Consider the following 26,069-nt stretch of genomic DNA (forward strand, 5'->3'; position numbering starts at 1 on the left):
ATGCAAGAAAGTGGACAAAGCATGACAAGTTGTTTTGAGTGAGGATAAAATAGACCTAAGCTTGGAGGCGGGTAGGATGGTTAATGGCCATGAGTATGAGCGTTTTCGTGAATTGGTTCACCCAGCATTAAAAAGTAAGGTAGTGGAATTTAATATTCTTGGCTATCAAACAGTGTCAGAGCAGGAAATTTGGAATTTCTTAATGGCAAAGAAATGGCGAAAGGCAAAGGAAGATGTCCATCTTTATGAAGTTGTCCAAGATATTTTAGGGGTGCAGGTTGGTCAGTATATGAGCTATGCAACGGTTGAAGCCTTTAAAACACCAGAATTTTCATTAGATAATGAAGAAGATCGCAAAGCATTGCTTAAATAAAATTAACATGATTATTAACTTTTATTGACTTTTGCAAAGGGAAATTGACTTCATAAATAAAAAGTTTCATAATGACAATATTGACTTTATTTCTTTATTTTTTTGAATAATAGTTGGTTGGGCTGTTCTATTTAAGGAGGATTTATACATAATGGTAAAACGGAGTCGCATCGTTGCTTTCATTCTCCTCATCGTGTTTATCGGGGGATTAATGGGCACAACAACAAAGGGTATTCTCGACCGAATAAAATTGGGCCTTGACCTACAAGGTGGCTTTGAGGTTTTATACGAAGTAAAACCTGCTCAAAAGGGCCAAAAAATTGATAAGGATGTGCTTGCGAGTACTGCGGAAGCTTTAGATAAGCGGATCAATGTACTAGGTGTCAGTGAGCCAAATATTCAAATTGAAGGAAAAGAGCCGAATTCGGATTCAGTTAGCGGGGGTTGAGGATCAGGATAAAGCTCGTGAGATTCTTTCAACCGAGGCCAATTTGTCATTCCGTGATGTAAATGACAAGTTAATGATGGATGGGTCAGATTTAGCCCAGGGTGGAGCAAAGCAAACATTTGACGAAAATGGAAAACCAAGCGTTTCGCTAACCCTTAAAAGTGCTGATAAATTTAAAGATGTAACAAAACAAATTGTTAACATGGGTTCACCTAATAATTTATTAGTTATTTGGTTGGATTTTGAAGAGGGAAAAGATTCCTTTAAATTGGAAGCGGCAAAGGAAAATCCTAAATACCTTTCAGCACCAAGAGTAAGTCAAATTTTTAATCAAAAACAGGTTTCCATTGTTGGCGATTTTACACTAGAGGAAGCAAAAACGTTATCCGCTTTATTAGATGCAGGGGCATTGCCTGTAAAGCTGAATGAAATTTATTCAACATCAGTGGGCGCTAAATTTGGTGAACAAGCCTTAAACGAAACCGTATTCGCCGGCATCGTAGGCGTTGCGATTATCTTCTTGTTTATGCTGTTCTATTATCGCTTACCAGGGGTGGTTGCTTGTATCACCCTATCAATTTATATTTATCTAATTTTGTTAGTGTTTGATGCAATGAACGGAGTATTAACACTTCCAGGGGATTGCGGCATTGATACTCGGAGTCGGGATGGCAGTTGATGCCAATATTATTACCTATGAACGGATTAAAGAGGAATTAAAGGTTGGAAAATCATTAAAATCTGCCTTTCAAGCTGGGAATCATAATTCATTAGCCGCGATTTTTGATGCTAACATTACCACCATTATCGCAGCGGGTGTATTGTTCTTCTACGGTACAAGTTCTGTTAAAGGCTTTGCAACAATGCTCATCGTGAGTATTCTGTGCAGTTTTATTACAGCTGTTTACGGGACAAGATTGTTTATGGCCCTCCTTGTCCACAGTAAAATGTTTAATAAAAAGCTTGGCTGGTTCGCGGTTAACAAAAGTGAGATTCATGATATTAAGGACAATGTAGATACAATCGATTTACCAACCAAATTTGATCGATTTGATTTTGTTAAAAGCCGGAACAAGTTTTTTGTGTTTTCAGGTGCATTAACGGTTTTAGGGATTATCTTTTTAATTGTATTCCGTTTAAATCTTGCGATTGATTTCTCGAGCGGGACAAGAATTGAAATTGCATCAAAAGATACAATTTCAACTGCTGAAATCGATAAAGAACTAAAGGCATTGGATTTAAAGGCGGAGGATATTGTCTTATCAGGAACTGATAAGGATGTTGGAGTCGTCCGTTTAAAAGGGGTATTGTCCAAGGATGAGATATCCACTCTAAAATCACATTTTAAACAGAAGTTTGGAGCCGAGCCTAACGTTGGTACAGTCTCACCAACTGTAGGCAAAGAATTGGCAAAAAATGCGATTATTTCGGTTATTATTGCTTCAATCGGTATTATTATTTATGTAACAATCCGATTTGAAATGTATATGGCAATTGCGGCGATTGTATCGTTGTTGCATGATGCATTTCTCATTGTTACTGTATTCAGTGTTACACGACTAGAAGTCGATTTAACGTTCATTGCTGCTATCCTGACAATAATCGGATATTCCATTAACGATACGATTGTTACTTTTGATCGCATGCGTGAAAATATGCAAAAGAAAAAGCGGTTAAAAACATACGAGGATATCGTTGATGTAGTCAACACAAGTCTTAGACAAACACTTCTTCGTTCGGTTAATACAGTATTAACGGTTATTATCACCGTAGTTGCATTATTAATCTTTGGAAGTGAATCCATTAGCAATTTCTCAATGGCATTGTTAATCGGGTTAATTGCGGGTATGTACTCTTCAATCTTTATTGCCGCTCAGTTATGGGTCGTTTGGAAAAGCAAAGAATTGAAGAAAAAGGGTGTTATCCGCACAGTTAAAGAAAAACGTAAAAATTCAGATCAGCCACAGGTATAAACAACTATTGACAACCCAAGCCACATGTTGGTACGGGTTGTCTTTTTTATGCTTTTTTCTGAAAAAACGGTAAATGGTTCTCGTATTGAAAGGTCTGACCTGCTCTTGTATAATGAGAAGGTTGAGGGGTGAAAACGAATGTTACGATCAAAATCAAGATGGATAGTTCGTCAGTCAAATGAAGAGAAAATTCAACAGCTTCAGCAAGAGCTTGCTATTTCTCCGCTTGTTGCATCATTACTCATCAATCGCGGCATAGAAACGGTCGAGGATGCAAAAAGCTTCTTACACACGAACGATCAATCCTTTCATGACCCCTATTTACTGAAAGATATGGATAAGGCTGTCACCAGGATTAAGCAGGCGATTGAGCAGGGTGAACAGATTTTCATCTTTGGAGATTACGACGCAGATGGCGTAAGTAGTACTACCGTCATGATGAAAACGCTCCAGGACCTAGGTGCCAACGTACAGTACTACATTCCAAACCGCTTTACAGAAGGTTATGGTCCAAATGAGCCGGCTTTTCGCTATGCATCAGAATGTGGTGTTTCATTAATTATTACGGTAGATACTGGTATTTCTGCCTTACACGAAGCCCAGGTAGCAAAAGAATTAGGCATTGATTTAATTATTACCGATCATCATGAGCCAGGCCCAGTCTTGCCAGAGGCATTGGCGATCATTCATCCGAAATTAGAGGATAGTATTTATCCTTTCCGTGAATTAGCGGGTGTTGGTGTAGCATTTAAATTAGCCCATGCACTCTATGGTTCTTTACCAGAGCATTTACTAGATATTGTCATAATCGGCACGATTGCTGATCTTGTTTCCCTAACAGGGGAGAATCGGTTAATAACCAAACTCGGCATACGTAAAATGAAATCAACAACAAATGTTGGCTTGCAGGCGTTATTAAAGCTTGCCGGAGTTAATTCTAATAGTATTAATGAAGAGACAGTAGGCTTTGTATTAGGTCCGCGTATTAATGCGGCCGGACGCTTAGAAAGTGCTGATATAGCTGTCGATTTGCTTTTAACTGAAGATCCAGAAGAAGCAAATAGTATTGCTGAAGAAATGGACCAGCTAAATAAACAAAGGCAGGCACTTGTTAATTCCATTACGGAAGAAGCTATTAAAGAGGTCGAGGATAACTTTCCAATCTCTGAGAACTCAGTATTGGTCATTGGAAAAGAAGGATGGAACGCTGGCGTTATTGGGATTGTTGCTTCAAAGTTAGTCGATCGCTTTTATCGGCCGACGATTGTCCTTAGTTTTGATAGAGAAAAAGGCTTAGCGAAGGGCTCTGCTCGAAGCATTGCCGGTTTTGACTTGTTTCAAAATCTCTCAACCTGTCGCGAAATTCTTCCTCATTTCGGTGGCCATCCAATGGCTGCAGGGATGACCTTGAAGATCGATGATGTTGCAGAGTTAAGAGGACGGCTGAATGATTTAGCAAAAGAGCAATTGACAGAGGAAGATTTTATTCCAATTGTTAAAATTGATAGTGCTGTCGCCTTAAGGGATATCGATTTGTCTTCGATCGAAGAAATGCAGATGCTCTCTCCTTATGGGGTGGATAATCCAAAGCCAAAGGTGTTAATCAATGAGGTAGCTCTATCGACGATTCGAAAAATAGGCTCAGAGCAAAATCATTTAAAGGTAACGCTCGAAGAATCAACAGCTAAGCTTGATGGTGTTGGATTTGGCTTAGGTCATCTATATGACCACATTTCTCCGAATGCTAAGCTCTCAGTAATAGGAGAGTTGGCGATAAATGAATGGAATAATATTCGTAAGCCGCAAATCTTTCTTTCTGATTTAGCAATCCGCTCCTGGCAGCTGTTTGATTACCGAGGACAAAAACGTCAGAATCAATTTTTAGATTCACTTCCAATTCAGCAACGAAAATGGGTAGTTTTTAATGAGAAAAATAAAGCGATCATACCGGATTATCAAAATCAGGATGTTTTGTGGATTGAATCGATTGATTATGCAAAAAATGTTAACATCGATCAGCAGCACATTGTATTAGTAGATTTGCCGCCAACAAAAGAAATGGTGCAGCATTTGCTCCAAGGTAAGCAGCCAGCTAGAATCTACGTGCAATTTTATAAAAAAGATAGTGATTTCTTTAGTACCATTCCAACTCGAGAACACTTTAAATGGTTTTATGCTTTCCTTGCTAAAAAAGGACCATTCAATATGAAACAGCATGGTCATCTATTAGCAAAACAACGTGGCTGGACAAATGAAACAATTGAATTTATGTCACAGGTGTTTTTTGAATTGGACTTTGTTAAAATAAACAATGGACTCATTACACTAGTGCCTAGTGCACCGAAACGAGACTTAACAGAATCAACGACGTATCAGATGAAGTTAGCGCAAACCTCCCTTGAAAATGATTTGCTGTATTCATCTTATCAGCAGTTAAAAAATTGGTTTGATCAAATGATTCAAGGGTTTGTTAATCATGAGGAGGAAGTAAAAGAATGGATTTGAAACAGTATATAACAACGGTTCCTGATTGGCCAAAGCCAGGAATTCAATTCAAGGATATCACTACTTTAATGGATAATGGTGAGGCATATAAATACGCAACCGATCAAATCGTTGCTTATGCACGTGAGAAAGCGATTGACCTAGTGGTTGGACCTGAAGCACGTGGTTTTATTATTGGCTGTCCTGTAGCTTATTCTTTAGGAGTGGGCTTTGCACCTGTAAGGAAGGAAGGGAAGCTTCCAAGGGAAACCGTTAAAGCTGAGTATGGACTGGAGTATGGAAAAGACGTTTTAACCATCCATAAGGATGCTATTAAACCTGGACAAAGAGTCCTTATTACAGATGATCTATTAGCTACCAGGTGGAACGATTGATGCTACCATCCGTTTAGTGGAGCAGCTTGGTGGAGTTGTAGCTGGTATTGCTTTCTTAATCGAGCTTTCTTATTTAGAAGGTCGCAGCAAACTGGATAACTATGATATTTTAACTTTAATGGAATTTTAAATTGTAGGAGCACTCGAATTAGGGTGCTCTTTTTGAATCGTTACGTTAAATGGGACACAATTCATGCCTGAGAATTCTTATGTTAATATTTTTTCGAACATTTCAATAAAGGTTTTGAACGATAGCCGCCATTATAATATAATTAAATCTTAGAGCTTAATTTTATTCATTGAGTTAAAAAACCAGAACTTTGAGAAAAAAGTTCCAATCACTTTACTTCTTATGTTTTTTTTTCGATAATGATAACAATCATTATAATTTAATAAGTTTTGTAAATGAAACTGGTCATATAAAAATAAGGCGAAAAATAAAGGTGATTCTATGGCGAACGATCAAGTACTTAGCGCCGAACAAGTCATCGACCGTACAAAAGCATACTTAAATGAAGAGCATGTAGAACTAGTCCAAAAGGCGTATGAATATGCTAGACATGCTCATCGTGATCAATATCGAAAATCAGGGGAACCGTATATTATTCATCCCATCCAAGTCGCCGGAATTCTGGCCGATTTGGAAATGGATCCAGCTACGGTTGCCGCAGGTTTTCTTCATGATGTCGTTGAAGACACTGCCGTTACCTTAGCGGATTTAAAGGCGGAGTTTAACGATGAAGTGGCAATGCTTGTTGATGGAGTGACGAAGCTCGGGAAAATTAGATATAAATCACATGAAGAACAACAGGCAGAAAACCACCGAAAAATGTTTGTGGCGATGGCCCAGGATATGCGGGTTATTTTAATAAAGCTGGCGGACCGTCTTCACAATATGCGGACATTAAAGCATTTACCGCACGAGAAGCAGCGTCGTATTTCTAATGAAACAATGGAAATATTTGCTCCGCTTGCCCACCGCTTAGGGATTTCGAAAATTAAGTGGGAGCTTGAAGATACAGCATTAAGATACCTTAATCCACAGCAGTATTATCGAATTGTCAATTTGATGAAGAAAAAACGGGCTGAGCGTGAGCAATACCTTGATGAAGTGATTGCAGAGGTTCGAGCACGAATGAATGAAGTGGCGATTAAGGCAGAGATATCAGGAAGACCAAAGCATATTTATAGCATTTATCGAAAAATGCATTTGCAAAATAAACAATTTAATGAAATCTATGATCTATTGGCGGTTCGGATTATTGTTAATAGCATTAAGGATTGTTATGCAGTGCTAGGTATTATTCATACGTGCTGGAAGCCGATGCCTGGTCGATTTAAAGATTATATTGCGATGCCAAAGCCGAACATGTACCAATCACTGCACACAACGGTTATTGGTCCAAAGGGAGAGCCACTTGAGGTTCAAATAAGGACATCGGAAATGCATGAAATTGCTGAATTCGGGATCGCAGCGCATTGGGCCTATAAAGAGGGCAAAGCAGCAGGAGAAATTACCTCCTATGAAGAAAAACTAACCTGGTTCAGAGAAATTCTTGAATTCCAGAATGAATCAGTCGATGCTGAAGAGTTTATGGAATCGCTAAAGGTTGACCTATTTTCAGATATGGTGTTTGTCTTCACGCCCAAAGGCGATGTGATTGAACTACCATCCGGATCAGTGCCAATTGATTTCTCCTATCGGATTCATTCAGAAATCGGAAATAAAACGATAGGTGCAAAAGTTAACGGGAAAATGGTCACGTTGGATTACAAGTTAAAGACTGGTGACATTATCGAGATTCTGACTTCTAAGCATTCTTACGGACCAAGTCAGGATTGGCTAAAGCTTGCTCAAACCTCACAGGCGAAAAATAAAATTCGTGCCTTTTTCAAAAAGCAGCGTAAGGAAGAAAATGTTGAAAAAGGGAAAGAGCTTGTTGAAAAAGAAATTCGAAATATGGATTTTGATGTTAAAGAAATTCTGACGACCGATAATTTAAAACGGGTTGCTGAGAAATTTAACTTTGCTAGTGATGAAGATATGTATGCTGCCGTTGGTTACAATGGTGTAACGGCCCTTCAGGTAGCGAATCGCTTAACTGAGAAATGGCGTAGAAAACGTGATATGGAACAGGTTGCAGATGTCTCGACTGCTGTTTCTGAGCTTAAAGGATTCCCGGTTAGCAAGAAACGTGAATCTGGAGTTCGGGTAACAGGAATTGACAATCTGTTAATCCAGGTTATCACGGTGCTGCAACCCGGTTCCAGGTGATGAAATCGTTGGTTTTATTACAAAGGGTAGAGGAGTATCGGTGCATCGTGCAGATTGTACAAACATCAATACTGAGGATGCAAAGGAACGTCTCATCCCGGTTGAGTGGGAAACGGGACTAAATGTTCGTAAAGAATATAATGTTGATATCGAAATTACTGGTTACGATCGTCGTGGCCTGTTAAACGAAGTGCTTCAAGCAGTCAATGAAACGAAAACGAATATTTCAGCTGTTTCTGGAAAATCAGATCGAAATAAGGCCGCAACGATTATTATGACGATTGCCATTCACAACGTCGCTCATTTGCAGAAAGTGGTCGATCGAATTAAACAAATCCCTGATGTTTATGCAGTCAGAAGGATTATGAATTAAGGAGTTTTCGCAAAAATGAAAGTAGTAGTTCAGCGCAGTAAGGCAGCTAAAGTTACGGTTGCTGGCGAGATTGTTGGTCAGATTGATCATGGATTTGTCTTGCTTGTCGGCGTTACCCATGAGGATGAGGAAGCAGATGCCGCCTTTTTAGCTGATAAAATCGCAAATTTGCGTGTTTTTGATGATGAAGCAGGCAAGATGAATTTATCTTTGCTAGATGTAGGTGGCCAGATTTTATCCGTATCCCAATTTACCTTGTATGGCGATTGCCGAAAAGGGCGACGTCCGAATTTTCTTGAAGCGGCCAGACCTGAGCATGCGATTGGTATTTACGATGCGTTTAATGGGTTATTGCGGGACAAAGGTATCAAAGTAGAAACTGGCGTATTTGGAGCGATGATGGACGTTGAGCTCATTAATGATGGACCGGTTACGTTGATTGTCGAAAGTAAATAATTAAGTTGTATTGTGCTGTGCTCCCCATTAGATTAGGGGAGTTTTTTGTATGTAAAAAAGCTCGTCCAAGGACGAGCTTTTCCAATTAATTTGTAAAATACTTCACTAACCCTTTATAAATCCCCGTTGCAGCTTTCTCCTGAAAAGCATCCGTGGTGATGAGGTTTTCTTCAGTAGGGTTACTTAAATAGCCTAATTCTAGCAAGGTAGCGTTCCGCTTGTTTTCGCGCAGAACATGGTAATCTCCAAATCGAACGCCTCGGTCTTTAAGACCAGTACTCTGAACAATTGCTGAATGCAACGATGATGCCAGCGGTTTTTGAAACGGGTGATTGTAAAAGCTGGTTGTACCACGAACGCTTGTATCATTAATGCTATCATAATGAATACTAATAAACGCATCTGCTGAATGATAATGGGAAAGGCGGACGCGTGAAGAAAGAGAGAGAAAGGAATCATTTGAACGGGTTAAAATGACATTAGCCCCAGCTGCTTTTAACTTATTGCTTAACAGCAAAGCTGTTTTTATCGTCACATTTTTCTCTTGAGTCCCTTTGTAGCCTTCCGTTCCTTGGTCTTTACCCCCATGCCCTGGATCAACAACAATCGTTTTATTTTTTAAATGTATCTCTGATCCTGATTTTTCAATTTGCTGCGAACTGTTCAGATCTTGAACTAACCAGCCTGCAACATAAGCGCTATCTCCATTTTCTAAAGATATCTCATACCAATCATTTGTTACCTTTACGATTTTAAATGTATCCCCTTCATTGGCTCGTTTGACAACGTCTGATTGAACGCTTGGTTTTTTTCTGATGTTTGTTCCATCAAATAATATTTTGACGGTTCCTGTTTTGGAAACCGAATCATTTGTTTTTGTTACTGACTTTTCCATATACCATGAGGCGACCCAGCCGTACGATCCGGATTTGTATTCAATTTTCATCCAATTATTGACCTCATCCAGGATGACAAATTTGTCCCCTTGATACACTTTACCAATAATGTCTCCGTCAAGTGCCCCTTTTTTACGAACAATAAGAGAAGTTGCTGTAACGGTTCCAGTCGCTTTGTCTGTTTTCGTGCTAGTTGATTCCTTTTGGGATTGATTATTTTCTTCTTTCTGCGATAGTTCAACAAAATTGCTGCTAACCCAGCCTGTGTTGCCGCTATATGTAATTTTGACCCAGTCACCATTGAGTTCCTTAACTTCACCAGTTTGGCCAAGATTGACAGAATCTAGCACCTTGTACTTCGTTCCTGGACCGGAGCGCACTCGGACATTATCGCCGGTTATGGATATAGTTTTGCCTTTAGCAAGCTTCGAGGAAGAGGTTTGTGTTTGTTCATAGGTAACAAGCCAATTTGCGACCCAGCCTTTTTCATTGTTATTAAGCTGTATTTGGATCCAATCTCCGCTTTCTTTTAATACAGGAAAACGATCTCCTTTGCTTGCTTGTCTTATTTTTTTGTAGCTTAAACCTGGGCCTTCGCGAATGTTTGTTTGATTTTCATTGATGATTACACTGCTGCTGTTCGCCGTAGTCTTCCCGACTGGCAGTAATCCAGATACGAGAAGGACGATGATGATAAGCAAACTAATATGTATTTTTTTCTCAGAACAGTGCCCTCCTTTCAGACATACATCCATTTTATCGAACTGTTTTCACGAATACACATCTTTTTGCTCAATGATTATGAAAAATATGAAACATTTTTGCCACTGCTGGACAGACTAATAGTAAAATACTGTGGAAGGATGAGCAAAATGAGATTTAGCAGCAAAGGAATGTCAGCCATTGAAGGAGACAATCAACTGTTTGGGGTAGACTTTCATGATTTTATTCAGCGAGAACAGCAGGCTTCGATGTTTGAATTAGCTTCTGAATTTGGTCTTTCACTTGGTGATGTAAAAAAACTTAAAAAGCATTTAGAACGTTCTTGATGAAACTATTGACAATCCACTTAATGCTCATTATGATTATATAGATAAAATCCATAGTAAATTAGAACTGAACCGATGATCGAGAAAAGTAGTGAAGACCCACGTGATTAGAGAAGAAATGCCTTGGCTGAAAGCATTTCTGCATGTGACTTGATGAAGGAACACTCAGGAGGTTTCACTCTGAAAAGGAACATGAATCCTTAGTAGGAGCTGGACGTAAACAGGCGTTATCTGTTTTGAGCGGAAGTAATTTATTGCTTCAACTAGGGTGGTACCACGGGATTATACAAACTCTCGTCCCTTTTGTTATTTTTAACAAGGGACGGGGGTTTTTTATTTATTTTACATAAATTGTAAACAACAAAATAAATTCCAACTGGAATGGCAATACAGCATGCATTAAGGAGGATCAATCAAAATGTCAATTCAAATTCCTAGAGGAACGCAGGATATTCTCCCTGGACAGGTGGAGAAATGGCAGTTAATTGAAAAGAAAGCAAGAGAACTTTGCGAGAAGTATCAATACCGTGAAATTCGCACGCCAATTTTTGAGCATACTGAATTATTCCAGCGCAGTGTTGGCGACACAACGGACATCGTTCAAAAGGAAATGTATACCTTTACTGACCGTGGTGATAGAAGCCTTACTCTTCGCCCAGAGGGAACGGCATCAACCGTTCGATCGTTTGTGGAAAATAAAATGTTTGGTTATGCTACCCAACCAGTTAAGCTATACTACATGGGACCGATGTTCCAGGTATGAACGGCCACAAGCAGGACGTTTTCGTCAATTTGTTCAATTCGGTATCGAAGCACTCGGAAGCTCAGACCCTGCGATTGATGCAGAAGTTATCTCACTAGCAATGTCACTCTATCAGGAGCTTGGGTTAACGAAATTAAAGCTTGTGATCAATAGTCTTGGTGACAAGGAGAGCCGGACTGCTCATCGTGAGGCGTTATATCAGCATTTCGAGCCGAAAATCGGTGAATTTTGTGGTGATTGCCAAAGCCGCTTATCGAAAAATCCAATGAGAATTCTCGATTGTAAAAAGGATCGTGATCATGAGTTGATGAAATCAGCTCCATCGATCATTGACTACTTGAACGATGAATCTCGCGAGTATTTTGAAAAAGTAAAAAAATATTTAACTGCACTTGATGTGGAGTTTGAGGTCGATCCGAATTTAGTTCGTGGCTTGGACTATTACAATCATACTGCTTTTGAAATCATGAGCAATGCTGAAGGCTTTGGTGCGATTACCACTCTTTGTGGGGGAGGTCGCTACAATGGTCTTGTTGAAGAGGTTGGTGGACCTGAGACACCGGGAATTGGCTTTGCGATGAGTATTGAACGCTTTCTTGCAGCACTTGATGCGGAGAAGGTGGAGCTTCCACTTCAAGAAAGTATCGATTGCTACTTAGTATCACTTGGCGATGAAGCAAAGGATTTCACGGTTTCCTTGCTGCATAAGCTAAGACGAGCAGGATTATCCGCAGAACGAGATTATTTAGATCGGAAAATTAAGCCACAATTTAAAGCGGCTGATCGTCTTCAAGCGAAATTTGTTGCCGTCTTAGGTGATGATGAACTTAAGGTTGGTAAAATTAATGTCAAAAATATGGCTACTGGTGAGCAAAACGAAGTGGCACTAGAGTCATTTATCGAGACATTAAAAGACTATTGTCAAAATTAATTAGCTAGCGGTACAGTCATCAAAAAAGGCTGCCCGCCTTACGCTTTTATTTATTAGAGGGGGAAAAATTTTCATGTTTGGAAGAACCTATTTTTGTGGAGAAGTAACAGAAGCAGCAATTGACGAAAAGGTAACGCTTAAAGGCTGGGTTGGAAAACGACGTGATTTAGGTGGAGTTATTTTCATCGATTTACGTGACCGTTCAGGAATTGTTCAAATTGTTTTTAATCCGGATTTATCAAGTGAGGCTTTGGCTATTGCCGAAAAGGTCCGTTCAGAATATGTCCTAGATATAAAAGGGACAGTTGTTGCCAGAGATGCTGGTACAATCAATGAAAACATTAAAACAGGTAAAATTGAGGTTCATGTTGAGGAAATTACGATTATTAATGAGGCCAAAACACCTCCATTCCAAATTGAAGATAAAACGGAGGTTTCAGAGGATTTACGCCTTAAATATCGCTATTTAGATATGCGTCGTCCAGTGATGTTTGAAACATTCAAAATGCGCCATCAAGTATCAAAAGCGATTCGTGATTATTTAGATACGGAAGGTTTTCTTGATATAGAAACACCAATTTTGACAAAAAGTACACCAGAAGGCGCACGTGACTATCTAGTCCCAAGCCGTGTGCATCCAGGTGAATTTTATGCGCTTCCTCAATCACCGCAACTATTTAAGCAGCTTCTTATGGTCGGTGGAGTTGAACGTTATTATCAAATCGCTCGCTGTTTCCGTGACGAGGATTTACGTGCGGATCGTCAGCCTGAATTTACTCAGGTCGATATCGAGACAAGCTTTTTAAGCCAGGATGATATCATTGCCCTTATCGAAACGATGATGGCAAAAATCATGAGTGAAGTAAAAGGCATTGAAATTCAGCTTCCTTTACCGCGGATGACTTACGATGAAGCAATGGGGCGTTTCGGATCAGACAAGCCAGATACAAGATTTGGTCTCGAATTAACGGATCTTTCCGAAATCCTTAAGGATTCTGGTTTTAAAGTATTCTCTGGTGCAATTAACTCTGGAGGACAAGTTAAAGCATTAAATGTAAAAGGTGCAGCCGATCGTTATTCTCGTAAGGATATCGATGCCCTTACAGAATTTGCAGCAATTTATGGTGCAAAGGGCTTAGCATGGGTTAAAGCGGAGCAGGATGGATTAAAAGGACCAATTTCAAAGTTTGTATCTGAAGAGGAGCAACAGCAAATTAAAGCAGCACTTGATGTTGAAGTTGGTGACTTGCTATTGTTTGTTGCTGATAATAAAAAGGTTGTCGCAGATAGCTTAGGAGCGTTACGCTTGAAGCTTGGTAAGGAATTAGAGCTTATCGATGAAAGTCTATTCAATTTCTTATGGGTGACAGATTGGCCATTGCTTGAATACTCAGAGGAGGATGGTCGATACTATAGTGCTCATCATCCATTTACAATGCCATTCCGTGAGGATTTAGCGTTATTAGATACAGATCCAGGTAAAGTTCGTGCTCAAGCATATGATATTGTTTTAAATGGCTATGAGCTTGGCGGCGGTTCGCTTCGAATTTTTGAACGGCCGATTCAAGAAAAAATGTTTGAAATCCTTGGGTTTACTCCAGAAGAAGCTCGTGAGCAATTTGGATTTTTACTTGATGCGTTTGATTATGGAACACCACCACATGGCGGAATTGCTTTAGGGTTAGACAGATTAGTCATGCTATTAGCTGGAAGCACGAATCTTCGCGATACGATTGCATTCCCGAAAACAGCAAGTGCGAGCTGCTTGCTCACAGAGGCACCATCACAAGTAAGCAAAGCTCAATTAAAAGAGTTGTATTTGGATTTAACTGTAAAATTAGACAAGTAATTGACACTAGTCCTTTCTTGATTGAAAGCATGATTTATGATAATATTTAATCAATAAGAAAGAGTCCTGATGTGTTTGTTGCATTAGCAGATGTTTTGACCTAACATTTTCACTTTGGGAGTTTGGAGTTTTCAAGTTGCGTTCACGCCTCGCTCAATGAGGACCTACATAAGCTTGGGACAGAACACCCACCTGCAGGGAGCAGGATCAAAACGAAGCAATTACGTGACGGCACGATTGGGGCTTTTTCACCTATACATAAGCATTCACTCCATGGTTTCATGGAGTTTTTTTATTATTGGAATGGTTGTGTGCGGTTTGCTTGTTGATTTAGAATGATTTTTTGAAAAATAGACCGATTTTGATAAAAAAATAGCTATTTTCCGAAAAAATCTCAAATTCTTAAGAAGAACTCACTCCTTTTTAATAAAACAGCCCCTTTTTAACAAATGTAAGTAAAATGAGATCGTTTTTATGCACGCAAATCAGCTGATATGCACGTTGAATTGTGAATATGATACAAGTTCAAAAATATATGATACAACTTTTCAGAAATATGCACGACTTTTTCATTTTATAGTCCAACTTTAAAATTTTATGCACGTTTAGTTGTGGATATGCACGCCCAAACGGAGATATGCACGTTTGGCAGCAATAGCCCCTTTATGTGTGGTTCCCATAAAAGTCGCAAGCCATGAGCGGAAATACATTGAAATCATGAAAAAAAGGTAATTCTTATAGAATTACTTGTTTTTATAATAAAGTATGATATATTCATAATCGGGAAAAAGATAAGAAGTGATATGAAATTGAATGAGTTTGTTTTTGGAGTGATAATATATGTTGCATCAATTTTCAAGAAATGAGCTGGCAATTGGTAAGGAAGGTCTAGATATCATGAAGGGCAGCACGGTTGCAGTCCTTGGAATTGGCGGCGTTGGTTCATTTGCGGCCGAAGCGTTGGCCCGTTCTGGTGTAGGCAAATTAATTCTTGTTGATAAAGATAACGTCGATATTACAAATGTGAACAGACAAGTGATTGCTCTTTTATCAACGGTTGGAAAGCCGAAAGCCGATTTAATGAAGGAACGGATTAAAGATATTAATCCAGATTGTGAAGTCATTGCGCTTAAAATGTTTTATACAGAAGAAACGTATGAGCAATTTTTCAGTCATGGTTTAGACTTCGTGGTTGATGCGTCCGATACGATTATGTACAAAATTCATTTGATGAAGGAATGTCTAAAACGCAATATTCCAATGATTTCGAGTATGGGCGCTGCCAATAAAATGGATCCAACCCGCTTTCAAATTGCCGATATTTCGAAAACACATACGGATCCACTAGCGAAAGTAATCCGAACTCGACTTCGTAAAGATGGAATCTACAAAGGGATCCCCGTCGTTTTTTCAGATGAAAGTCCAATTGTGATTCGTGAGGATGTCCGTAAAGTCGTAGGGAATGACCAAGCTGAGATTCGCAAGGCGCAAATGCCACCATCGTCTAACGCTTTTGTTCCGTCAGTCGCTGGCCTAATAATGGCAAGCTATGTAGTCCGCCAACTGTTAGCAAATATAAAAATTACTCGTGTTCGTGACGAAAAATAATAATAAATAACCCATAGCCTTCGAACCAATCGAAGGCTATTTTATTACAATCTCGAGATTGTATTGCCCAAGCGACAAAAAAAAGATAAGTTATTTACGGAAGTTACTCTTAAAAAGCGAGGAGTACGAAATGGAGCCAATTGTTTCAATTAAAAATTTGACCAAGGTGATTAAAGGAAGAACCATTATTGATGATCTAAGCTTCGACGTATACAAAGGAGAAGTATTCGGCTTTCTTGGTCCAAACGGTGCCGGGAAAACGACGACGATTCGGATGATTGTTGGATTGATGAGCATTACATCGGGGGATATTCACATCGGTGGCTTTAGCATTCAAACAAACTTTGAGAAAGCAGTTCGTTCTGTTGGAGCGATTGTAGAAAACCCTGAAATGTATAAATTTTTATCGGGATATCAAAATTTACTTCAGTATGCGCGCATGGCAAATGGTGTGACCGAAGCAAAAATCGCTGAAATCGTTGAATTGGTCGGTTTGTCTGAGCGCATCCATGACAAGGTGAAAACTTATTCACTCGGTATGCGGCAGCGGCTCGGACTAGCGCAATGCCTTCTTCATGACCCCGATGTATTGATTTTGGATGAACCAACAAATGGTTTAGACCCAGCAGGTATTCGTGAAATTAGGGATTATTTACGTTTCCTTGCGCAGGAAAAAAATATGGCCGTCATCGTTTCAAGCCACATCCTATCTGAAATGGAAATGATGTGTGATCGCATTGGTATCATTCAACGCGGAAAACTGATAGATGTTCAGCAGGTTAAGGAGTTTGTTCAAGGAGCAGAAGCGTGGTTCGAATTTGAAGTATCACCTGTTCAACAGGCGATTCAATTATTGGGAAATCTTTATCCCACGATAGAAATACATAAGACTAAGACGGGAATATCCTTGGCAATTGAACAAGAAAGAATACCGGACATTGTTAAGCAATTGGTATTGTCTGATATCAAAATTTACGGAATCAAAGAAATCACGAAAACATTAGAGGACCGATTCTTAGAAATAACAAAAGGGGAGGGTAGAATCTTATGATGAAGTTGATTCAAAATGAAATGGTCAAGATTTTTCGCCGCCCTGGGACGTATGTCATGCTTGGTTTGTTAGTCATTATTATTGCCATTGCAGGTGCGGTGATGAAGTATAATCAAGGTACTTATTCTACTGAAGACCCGCAATGGAAGGAAAGTTTGCAAACAGAAAATGTAGCACTAAGAAAGCAACTAGAAAATTCTGCTGAGGGACAGCCAGAAATGGCTCAATATTACGAAAAAAGCATTGCGTTGAACGAATATCGAATTAAACAGAATCTCCCACCACAAGAAGAATATACAGTTTGGAGTTTTGTTAATGACATTTCACAAACTATTGATTTTGTTGGGATATTTATTATTACAGTCGCTGCAGGAATTGTAGCGAGCGAGTTTAACTGGGGACAATTAAGCTATTGCTAATTAGACCAATCAGTAGAGTGAAAATACTAACCTCGAAGTATTTAACTGTGTTTTTATTCGGTCTTTTACTTCTTACCATTTTATTTGCCTTTTCTGCTGTGTTAGGTGTAATCCTTTTTGGGTACCGGATTCTGCCAGTCCATATTTAATTTATAAAAATGAAGTGGTATTTGAGAGGCCAATGTGGTTGCAGTTGATCATGTTTTATAGCTTAAAATCAATTAATATGGTGATGCTAGTTACGATGGCGTTTATGATGTCGGCGGTGTTCAGAAACAGTTCACTAGCGATTGGGTTATCTATTTTCCTTATGTTTACTGGTGGTCAAGTAACAACGTTAATTGCAGCAAGGTACGAATGGGCGAAATACATCTTATTTGCTAATACTAATTTGATGCAGTATTTCGAAGGTGCGCCGATGATAGAAGGAATGACTTTGTCCTTTTCCATTATGATGCTTGTGCTTTATTTCTGTTTATTTTTAGGGCTGGCTTATTATGTCTTTAAGAAGAGAGATATCACAGCGTAAGTAAAGTAGGGAGTCTGACCCCAAATGTCGTATGCTGGTTAGTGAAGTAGGGGTCAGAAACCAAAAGGTCTGGACAAATATCCGTCACACGCTCTTAAGGGGTCTGACCCAGATATGTTATTTTTTATTTAATTTATCATAAACAGAGGACAAGGCTTGTTCGAATTTTCCGGTTAGCTTCGGCTCGTAGTAGCGTTGATTTTTTATTCGATCAGGGAGGTATTGCTGTTTGACCCAACCGTTTTCAAAATCATGTGGGTATTTATAGTCAATCCCACGACCGAGTTCGCTAGCTCCTTTGTAATGTGCATCGCGGAGATGAGCTGGGACTTCACCGGCTTTTTCCGTTCCGTATATCTGCTAGAGCAGCTTCAATTGCTAAAACAGCCGAGTTTGACTTTGGTGAAAGACAAAGCTCAATCACTGCGTTCGCAAGTGGAATTCTTGCCTCGGGAAAACCAAGCCGTTCAGCGGTTTCGATTGCCGCAAGGGTCCTCGCACCCGCCTGAGGACTAGCTAACCCAATATCCTCGTAGGCGATGACAATTAATCGTCTAGCAATGCTTAGCAAATCACCCGCTTCAATTAACCGTGCTAAATAATGAAGCGCCGCATTGACATCACTGCCACGGATCGACTTTTGAAATGCAGATAGCACATCATAATGTCCATCACCGTCTTTATCGTAGGTCAGGCTTTTTCGTTGGATGCATTCTTCGGCAGTGTTAACATTGATATGAATCTTTCCATCCTCACTCGGGGAAGTGGACAATATCGCAAGCTCAAGCGCATTTAACGCACTTCGAACATCACCATTCGAAACAGTAGCTAAATGGGTTAAGGCATCCTCGGAAACGACAGTCCCGTATTTCCCTAGTCCTCTTTCTTCATCGACCAGTGCTCGACTCAATGCTGTGAAAATATCCTCGGGATTTAACGGCTTCAATTCGAATATTTGACAACGACTTCTTATCGCAGGATTGATCGCAATGTATGGATTGCTTGTTGTGGCGCCGATTAGTGTAATCATGCCACTTTCCAAAAAAGGTAACAGAAAATCCTGCTTTCCTTTATCAAGCCTGTGCACCTCATCAAGGAGCAAAATCACTTTTCCAGACATTTTTGCCTCGGCTGCAACTATTTCCATATCTTTTTTATTGTTCGTTACGGCATTCAGCATTCGGAAAGCGTATTTTGTGCTTCCGGCGATTGCACTTGCAATCGATGTTTTTCCAACTCCGGGTGGTCCATATAAAATCATCGAAGAAAGCTGTTTTGCCTTGACCATTCTACTGATAATTTTTCCTTCACCGACTAAATGGTCTTGTCCGAGTACCTCATTAATATTTTTTGGTCTCATCCGAAAAGCAAGCGGTTTTTCTGACATGTTCATCTCTCCAAATTGTATCGAAAATCCAAATTATATAGCAATCATCCCTCCTAACATACCATGATATAAGGAAAATTGCATTTTCTGTGCTATAATACCAAGGTGAGTATATATTTGATAAAATTGATTAGACTGAATGGAATTGTTGAATTTATTTACAAATAATGGAAATAACATGAATGAAGTGGTAGAGACAAAACTATTGAATTTTAAAAGAGGTGCATAGGATGAAAATCTCAACTAAAGGTCGATATGGTTTAACAATCATGATTGCATTAGCAAAAAAACACGGAAACGGAACGGGTCCATTATCTCTAAAAACAATTGCTCAAGCAAATGATCTTTCCGAGCATTATTTAGAGCAACTTATTGCTCCATTACGGAATGCAGGTTTAGTAAAAAGTATACGTGGTGCTTACGGCGGATATGTTTTAGGTAATGAACCTGCAAACATTACTGCTGGTGATATTATCCGTGTTTTAGAAGGACCGATAACTCCGGTTGAGGGAATTGAAGATGAAGAGCCGGTAAAACGCCAGCTTTGGATTCGTATACGCGATGCGGTTAAGGATGTTTTGGAAAGTACAACATTAGAAGATTTAGCTAATTTTCCAGATGATCAAGAAGAACTTGATTCTTATATGTTCTATATTTAATAAATTGTTCGTTAAGTTTGTTGTGTGTTGATTAAATGAGTGGAATTAGCAACAAACTGTATGAAACGGATTATTGTTTGAAAGCAGGTGAAATTCGATTGGAACGGATTTACGTCGATCACGCCGCAACCTCACCGATGCAGCACAATGTGATAAATGCAATGGTAAAAGTTATGAATGAAAACTTCGGGAACCCGTCAAGTATTCACTCCTTTGGGAGAGAAGCGCGAAAGCTTATGGATGAAGCACGTAACGGGATTGCGCGTAGCATAGGGGCAGAAGGCAATGAATTGATTTTTACGAGTGGAGGGACAGAAGCTGATAATTTAGCTTTGTTTGGTGTTGCCGAAGCAAATCGAAACAAGGGAAATCATATCATTACAACAGTCGTTGAACATCATGCCATTCTTCATTCCTGTAAACAGCTTGAAAAAATAGGCTTTGATGTCACTTATTTACCCGTCGATAAAACAGGTAGAATTTCCGTTCAGTCTGTAAAAGAAGCGTTGCGTGATGATACGATTATTGTCTCGATTATGTACGGTAATAATGAAATTGGCACACTTCAGCCAATAGCGGAGATTGGTAAGTTGCTTGCAGGTCATCAAGCGCTTTTTCATACTGACGCTGTACAGGCGTATGGTTTGGAGCCAATCAATGTCCACGAGCTTCATATTGATTTGTTATCTGTATCGGCGCATAAAATTAATGGTCCAAAAGGGATTGGTTTTCTTTTTGTGAAAAAAGATTTAAAGCTATCCCCACGCAGCTTTGGTGGAGAACAGGAGCGAAAGCGTCGTGCTGGAACAGAAAATGTCCCATCCATTGTTGGATTTCATGAAGCTGTCAAAATTGCGCAGAAGCAGCAGAAATCCAAGCAGGAACTGTATCGGAATTTTAAAGAAATCATGATTCACACGCTTCAGAACGAGGGAATTCAATTTTCCATAAACGGATTGCTTGAAAATTCCTTGCCACATGTTTTAAACTTAAGCTTTCCTGGAGTAAATGTCGAATCGATGCTTGTAAATTTAGATTTGGCTGGTATTGCAGCTTCGAGTGGATCGGCATGTACTGCAGGTTCAATTGATCCTTCCCACGTTCTAGTCGCTATGTTTGGGAAAGACTCTGAGCGAATAATGAATTCAATTCGCTTTAGCTTTGGTTTTACAAACACAACCGAGCAAATTCAACAGGTTGGCGAGGAAACAGCTAAGATCGTTAAACGATTAACAGCTTTATGATAAGAAGGATCGCTATATTAGCGAGGTGAAGAAACAATGCAAAAAGCACCAAAAGATACACGTGTAGTAGTTGGGATGTCTGGTGGCGTCGATTCATCGGTAGCTGCACTGCTCTTAAAGCAGCAGGGCTATGATGTTATCGGTATTTTTATGAAAAATTGGGACGATACTGATGAGAACGGTGTTTGTACCGCAACAGAAGACTATGAAGATGTTATTCGTGTTTGCAATCAGATTGGAATTCCATACTATGCTGTAAACTTTGAAAAACAATACTGGGATAAGGTGTTTACTTATTTTCTTGAGGAATATAAGGCAGGAAGAACACCAAATCCTGACGTAATGTGTAATAAAGAAATTAAGTTTAAGGCCTTTTTAGAGCATGCCTTAAAGCTTGGGGCAGATTATTTAGCAACAGGTCACTATGCTCGTGTTGAATATCGTGATGGCGAATATAAAATGCTTCGTGGCGTTGACGAAAATAAGGATCAAACTTATTTTCTCAACCAATTAAATCAAAGTCAGCTTGAAAAGGTTATGTTTCCGATAGGCTCATTAGAAAAAGCGAGAGTAAGGGAACTGGCGAAAGAGGCTGAACTTGCTACTGCGACGAAAAAAGATAGTACTGGAATCTGTTTCATCGGTGAGCGCAATTTTAAAGAATTCCTTGGAAACTATCTACCTGCTAAGCCAGGCAATATGGAAACCTTTGATGGTAAGATTATGGGACGTCATGATGGACTAATGTATCATACCATTGGGCAGCGCCATGGTCTTGGTATTGGTGGCTCAGGTGAACCATGGTTTGTGATTGGCAAGGACCTGGAACGAAATGTTCTATATGTAGGCCAAGGCTTTGATCATGAAAAGCTTTATTCCGACTCAATTGTTGCAACAAAAATTAGTTGGACATCGAATCGTCCAGTCCAAGCCGAATTTACCTGCACCGCAAAATTCCGTTATCGTCAAGCAGATAATAAGGTGACTGTTAAGAAAATGGATGATGGACAAGTTGAAGTTATTTTTGATGAACCGATTCGTGCGGTTACCCCTGGACAAGCGGTTGTTTTTTACAACGGTGATGAATGTCTCGGTGGGGGCACAATAGATAAAGTATACAAAAATGGTGAACAACTTACCTATGTAGGATAAAAAATAAGGGGCTGACTGTACTTAGCAGTCGCTCCTTTTTTTTGCGTTATATATGCTATACTCTTTGTTAGAACAGGAGTGAAAAGAATGGATAAAAACCAATTGGGTATTGAAATGATGAAAGAGGGAAAATGGGAGGAAGCCGCAAAGGCTTTTATGGAAGTGATTGAAGCCAATCCGTCTGATGCGGTTGCCTATATTAATTTTGGGAATGTTTTATCTGCTGTTGGTGACCCTGAAAAAGCGTTGAAATTTTTTGAAAAAGCGATTGAATTAGGGGGAGGAGGAGCAGCTTATTATAGTGCTGGAGCCCTTTATTATGAAAAAGAGAAATATGATGAAGCTAGAAAAAGCTTTGAACAGGCGATTAAAGAAGGTTTACATACAAGCGATAATTATTTCATGCTTGGTATGACATTCGTTCATACTGGCGCATCTAGATTAGCGCTACCATATTTACAAAGAGCAGTTGAGCTTAATGAAAGTGATGCAGAAGCCTTATTTCAATATGGTTTGTGTTTAGCTCAGGAAGGATTACTTGATGAAGCGATTGCCAAGCTACAAAAATGCATTGAACTAGAACCAGATCATGCAGATGCCTATTATAATTTAGGCGTTGCTTATGCTTTTAAAGAAAACAAAGAAGCGGGGCTCTCGATGCTGGAAAAAGCATTACAAATTCAGCCAGATCATCTTTTAGCACAAAATACAAAGTCTATTTTAATTAGCGCTGAGGAATCAAACTAAGTCATTTTCTTGTAATGAAAGGGGGAAGGCACCGTGCAGCAACAGAATCAACTAGATTTATTCCAGGAACAAGGGAAATTCATTAAAGGGAAGCATCTGGTAACCATTTTTCATAATGAACAAAATTTATATACCGTCCTTAGGATTCGAGTAGAAGAAACGAATGATGAGTCCTATGAGGAAAGAGAAGCTGTCATCACGGGATATTTCCCCCGTATTCATGAACAAGAATCGTATATATTTTATGGTGAAATGAAGGAGCATCCTCGTTTTGGCATGCAGTTTCATGCGACTCACTTTCGAAAAGATATGCCGCAATCAAAACAGGGTGTCATTAATTATCTAGCCGGTGAAATGTTCAAAGGAATCGGGAAAAAAACAGCAGAAAAAATAGTTGAAATGCTTGGTGAAAATGCGATTTCGAAAATATTAAATCAGCCCTCTCTGCTAGATTCCATCCCGAAGCTTCCGCCAGAACGCGCAAAAATGCTTTACGATACGTTGATGGAGCACCAAGGTTTGGAGCAAATTATGGTCGCCCTTAATCAATTTGGTTTTGGACCTCAAATATCAATGAGAATATACCAATCGTATAAAGAGCAAACACTCGAAATTATCCAAAAAAATCCATACCAGCTTGTTGAGGATGTGGAAGGGGTTGGCTTTGGTCGAGCAGATGAATTGGGACATCAGCTTGGCATTACTGGTTCTCATCCAGACCTGAATAAAAGCCGGATTATATTACACACTTGAAACAGAAAGCATTCAAGCGGGTCATGTATTTATTGAAGCGCGTCCGTTGCTGGAGACGGTTCAGTCATTGCTGGAGGAAAATAAGCGGGATCTTATTGACTTTGCCGATATATCGAATGAGTTGATTAAGCTTGCTGAAGAAGGAAAAATTATCATCGAGGAACAACGAGTTTATCTCCCGTCACTTTATTTTTCTGAAAAAGGAATTGTCACCCATGTGAAGCGGTTGATGGCACAAACTGAATATGCTGACCAGTTTCCTGAATCGGAATTTTTATTAGCACTTGGTAAATTAGAGGAGCGAATTGGGGTACAGTATGCACCGACTCAGAAAGAAGCAATCCAAACCGCTCTCATGTCGCCAATGTTAATTTTAACCGGAGGTCCCGGAACAGGAAAAACGACAGTTATTAAGGGAATTGTTGAGCTTTATTCAGAGCTTCACGGTTGTTCCCTTAACCCGAAGGATTATAAAAAGGAAGAACCGTTTCCGTTTTTATTGGCAGCACCAACTGGGCGGGCAGCGAAGCGGATGGCAGAATCAACCGGTCTACCGTCTGTAACGATTCACCGGCTTCTAGGGTGGAATGGCTCGGAAGGGTTTAATCATAATGAGGACAACCCGCTTGAGGGAAAAATACTGATTGTTGATGAGACATCAATGGTTGATGTTTGGATGGCGAATCAGTTGTTTAAGGCTCTCCCACCTCATATACAGGTAATTTTTGTTGGTGATGAAGACCAGCTTCCTTCAGTTGGCCCAGGACAAGTGCTAAAAGATATGCTTCGCTCAAAGGTTATTCCAACCGTTCGTCTTACCGATATTTATCGTCAGGCTGAAGGCTCTTCAATCATTGAACTGGCACATGAAATGAAACAGGGAAAACTTCCGCAGGGAATTGCGGAGCAGCAAAAGGATCGCTCGTTTATTAAATGTTCAACGAATCAAATTGCTAATGCCGTAGAGAAAGTAGTCCTAAATGCGAAGAGGAAGGGCTTTACAGCAAAGGATATTCAAGTGTTAGCCCCAATGTATCGAGGGCCTGCTGGTGTGGACCGCTTAAATGTACTGCTTCAGGAAATTTTTAATCCAAATCTCGATGGCTCTCGTAAGGAGATTCTATTTGGCGAGGTCAAGTATCGAATCGGAGATAAGGTTTTACAGCTAGTCAATCAGCCTGGAGAGTAATGTGTTCAATGGTGATATCGGTGAGATTGTGTCGATCTTTTTTGCAAAAGAGAATGTTGAAAAGCAGGACATGGTCATTGTATCGTTTGACGGGACAGAAGTAACATACACACGACAGGATCTGAATCAGCTAACACTTGCCTATTGCTGCTCGGTTCATAAAGCACAAGGAAGCGAATTCCCAATCGTCATTCTCCCAATCGTAAAAAGCTACTACCGAATGCTCCGCCGAAATTTAATTTATACGGCCATCACTCGAAGTAAGCAATTCCTTATTTTATGTGGGGAAGAAGAGGCATTGAGGATGGGCGTAGAAAGAATGGATGACCAAGCAAGGAATACGACCTTGACGGAAAAATTGCAGGAATTAACGCCACTGATTGAATTAAGTGCTGAAAAAGATTTGAATCCTAATCAAGAACCGTACGAAGACATGTTAATGAATGTGGATCCGTTGATTGGAATGGAACAACTTACACCTTACGATTTTATGGAGAAAAGCATATTGAACTAATTGGTAAACGTTACTCGTTATTTTTTACTAAGGAAATGAGAAACTATAAATGTTCGGAAAGGTGGGGACAATCTTTGCGGACATTCTCATTAGTTAAAGGTCTTCCTGTAATTGAAATAAATAGCGGATCAAAGCTTGGCGAAGTGTGTGACTTAAGCATTTCGAGTGATGGAAAGGTTGAAGGAGTTCTTCTTAAAAAGAAGACTTTGTTTCATAAAATGCGGTTAATTTCGATCCGAAATATCGATTCCTTTGGCTCAGACGGAATAATGGTAAGTCATTCTCAAGTGCTTGAGCCCTTGAATTCTCCTCCAGAACATACTATTGATCATCAAAGAAAACTTACCTGGAAAAATGGTCATGTCAATGGAAGGGGAAAAGCTGGGGATTGTTGAGGATGTTTATTTCCAAGAAGAATTGGGCACAATTGTGGGGTATGAATGCACGGATGGTTTCTTTTCTGACTTAAAAGAAGGAAAACGGGTCGTTAAAACGGACGAACCCCCTGCGATCGGCAAGGATACCATTATCGTGAATGTAGAAACATTGTGA

Annotated in this window: 14 protein-coding genes, 1 other RNA gene, 7 pseudogenes and 1 other annotated feature; of the genes and pseudogenes, 20 read left to right on the forward strand and 2 right to left on the reverse strand. The window is 39.6% G+C overall.

Translation table 11 applies throughout. From position 1 onward, the window contains the following. The first annotated feature begins 76 nt into the window (after nucleotides 1-76). The 6 genes and pseudogenes from RGF10_RS06535 to dtd all read left to right on the forward strand — a co-directional run bounded on the left by RGF10_RS06535 (nucleotide 77) and on the right by dtd (nucleotide 8,777). On the forward strand, nucleotides 77-373 hold the full coding sequence (locus RGF10_RS06535; RefSeq protein ID WP_318508252.1) for a post-transcriptional regulator: 297 nt from the start codon (nucleotides 77-79) through the stop codon (nucleotides 371-373). A 151-nt stretch (nucleotides 374-524) separates the two neighbouring features. Continuing rightward, nucleotides 525-2,794, forward strand: a pseudogene (secDF, locus tag RGF10_RS06540) (protein translocase subunit SecDF). A gap of 138 nt (nucleotides 2,795-2,932) precedes the next feature. After that, nucleotides 2,933-5,299, forward strand: coding sequence for a single-stranded-DNA-specific exonuclease RecJ (gene recJ, locus RGF10_RS06545; protein ID WP_318508254.1), 2,367 nt, complete (start codon nucleotides 2,933-2,935; stop codon nucleotides 5,297-5,299). Next, nucleotides 5,290-5,803: pseudogene (locus RGF10_RS06550) on the forward strand (adenine phosphoribosyltransferase). Before recJ ends, RGF10_RS06550 begins: the two are co-directional and overlap by 10 nt. Nucleotides 5,804-6,124: 321 nt before the next feature. Then, nucleotides 6,125-8,321, forward strand: a pseudogene (locus tag RGF10_RS06555) (RelA/SpoT family protein). Nucleotides 8,322-8,336: 15 nt separating this feature from the next. Then, complete coding sequence (dtd, locus tag RGF10_RS06560) at nucleotides 8,337-8,777, forward strand: D-aminoacyl-tRNA deacylase (RefSeq protein WP_318508256.1); 441 nt, start codon at nucleotides 8,337-8,339, stop codon at nucleotides 8,775-8,777. Between the two features lie 85 nt (nucleotides 8,778-8,862). On the opposite strand, the gene RGF10_RS06565 is transcribed toward dtd, so the two are convergent. Then, nucleotides 8,863-10,428 (reverse strand): N-acetylmuramoyl-L-alanine amidase family protein, encoded by a 1,566-nt coding sequence (locus tag RGF10_RS06565; protein ID WP_318508258.1) that lies wholly within the window; start codon nucleotides 10,426-10,428, stop codon nucleotides 8,863-8,865. A gap of 117 nt (nucleotides 10,429-10,545) precedes the next feature. Here RGF10_RS06565 and RGF10_RS06570 point away from each other — a divergent pair, with 117 nt between their 5' ends. From RGF10_RS06570 to RGF10_RS06600, 7 genes and pseudogenes are all read left to right on the forward strand, one after another. Then, a complete protein-coding gene (locus tag RGF10_RS06570; protein WP_318508260.1) occupies nucleotides 10,546-10,722 on the forward strand; it encodes a hypothetical protein in 177 nt (58 codons plus the stop codon). Nucleotides 10,723-10,788: 66 nt separating this feature from the next. After that, nucleotides 10,789-11,027 (forward strand) — a binding site (T-box leader). Nucleotides 11,028-11,140: 113 nt separating this feature from the next. Next, nucleotides 11,141-12,416, forward strand: a pseudogene (gene hisS / locus RGF10_RS06575) (histidine--tRNA ligase). Nucleotides 12,417-12,489: 73 nt separating this feature from the next. Continuing rightward, entirely contained in the window at nucleotides 12,490-14,265 is a 1,776-nt protein-coding gene (gene aspS / locus RGF10_RS06580) for an aspartate--tRNA ligase (RefSeq protein ID WP_318508262.1), read from the forward strand. A 60-nt stretch (nucleotides 14,266-14,325) separates the two neighbouring features. Next, a non-coding RNA gene (gene ssrS / locus RGF10_RS06585) (6S RNA) lies at nucleotides 14,326-14,513 on the forward strand. A 592-nt stretch (nucleotides 14,514-15,105) separates the two neighbouring features. After that, on the forward strand, nucleotides 15,106-15,873 hold the full coding sequence (locus RGF10_RS06590) for a tRNA threonylcarbamoyladenosine dehydratase (protein ID WP_318508263.1): 768 nt from the start codon (nucleotides 15,106-15,108) through the stop codon (nucleotides 15,871-15,873). 130 nt (nucleotides 15,874-16,003) lie between these two features. After that, entirely contained in the window at nucleotides 16,004-16,924 is a 921-nt protein-coding gene (locus RGF10_RS06595) for an ABC transporter ATP-binding protein (RefSeq protein WP_318508265.1), read from the forward strand. Next, a pseudogene (locus RGF10_RS06600) lies at nucleotides 16,921-17,872 on the forward strand (ABC transporter permease). Before RGF10_RS06595 ends, RGF10_RS06600 begins: the two are co-directional and overlap by 4 nt. A 117-nt stretch (nucleotides 17,873-17,989) precedes the next feature. Here RGF10_RS06600 and RGF10_RS06605 read toward each other — a convergent pair. Further along, a pseudogene (locus RGF10_RS06605) lies at nucleotides 17,990-19,259 on the reverse strand (replication-associated recombination protein A). Nucleotides 19,260-19,489: 230 nt separating this feature from the next. On the opposite strand from RGF10_RS06605, the gene cymR reads away from it, so the two are divergent. From cymR to RGF10_RS06640, 7 genes and pseudogenes are all read left to right on the forward strand, one after another. Beyond that, entirely contained in the window at nucleotides 19,490-19,918 is a 429-nt protein-coding gene (cymR, locus tag RGF10_RS06610; RefSeq protein WP_318508266.1) for a cysteine metabolism transcriptional regulator CymR, read from the forward strand. 98 nt (nucleotides 19,919-20,016) lie between these two features. Then, nucleotides 20,017-21,162 (forward strand): cysteine desulfurase family protein, encoded by a 1,146-nt coding sequence (locus RGF10_RS06615; RefSeq protein WP_318509347.1) that lies wholly within the window; start codon nucleotides 20,017-20,019, stop codon nucleotides 21,160-21,162. Nucleotides 21,163-21,198: 36 nt separating this feature from the next. Further along, nucleotides 21,199-22,314, forward strand: coding sequence for a tRNA 2-thiouridine(34) synthase MnmA (mnmA, locus tag RGF10_RS06620; protein WP_318508268.1), 1,116 nt, complete (start codon nucleotides 21,199-21,201; stop codon nucleotides 22,312-22,314). Nucleotides 22,315-22,401: 87 nt separating this feature from the next. After that, entirely contained in the window at nucleotides 22,402-23,061 is a 660-nt protein-coding gene (locus RGF10_RS06625) for a tetratricopeptide repeat protein (RefSeq protein ID WP_318508270.1), read from the forward strand. Nucleotides 23,062-23,094: 33 nt separating this feature from the next. After that, nucleotides 23,095-25,517 (forward strand): annotated as a pseudogene (locus tag RGF10_RS06630) (ATP-dependent RecD-like DNA helicase). 74 nt (nucleotides 25,518-25,591) lie between these two features. Beyond that, entirely contained in the window at nucleotides 25,592-25,912 is a 321-nt protein-coding gene (locus RGF10_RS06635) for a PRC-barrel domain-containing protein (protein WP_318508272.1), read from the forward strand. Next, entirely contained in the window at nucleotides 25,878-26,069 is a 192-nt protein-coding gene (locus tag RGF10_RS06640) for a PRC-barrel domain-containing protein (protein ID WP_318508274.1), read from the forward strand. The genes RGF10_RS06635 and RGF10_RS06640 overlap by 35 nt, the downstream gene beginning before the upstream one ends.

The organism is Bacillus sp. T3, assembly GCF_033449965.1.
Lineage (GTDB): Bacteria > Bacillota > Bacilli > Bacillales > Cytobacillaceae > Bacillus_BU.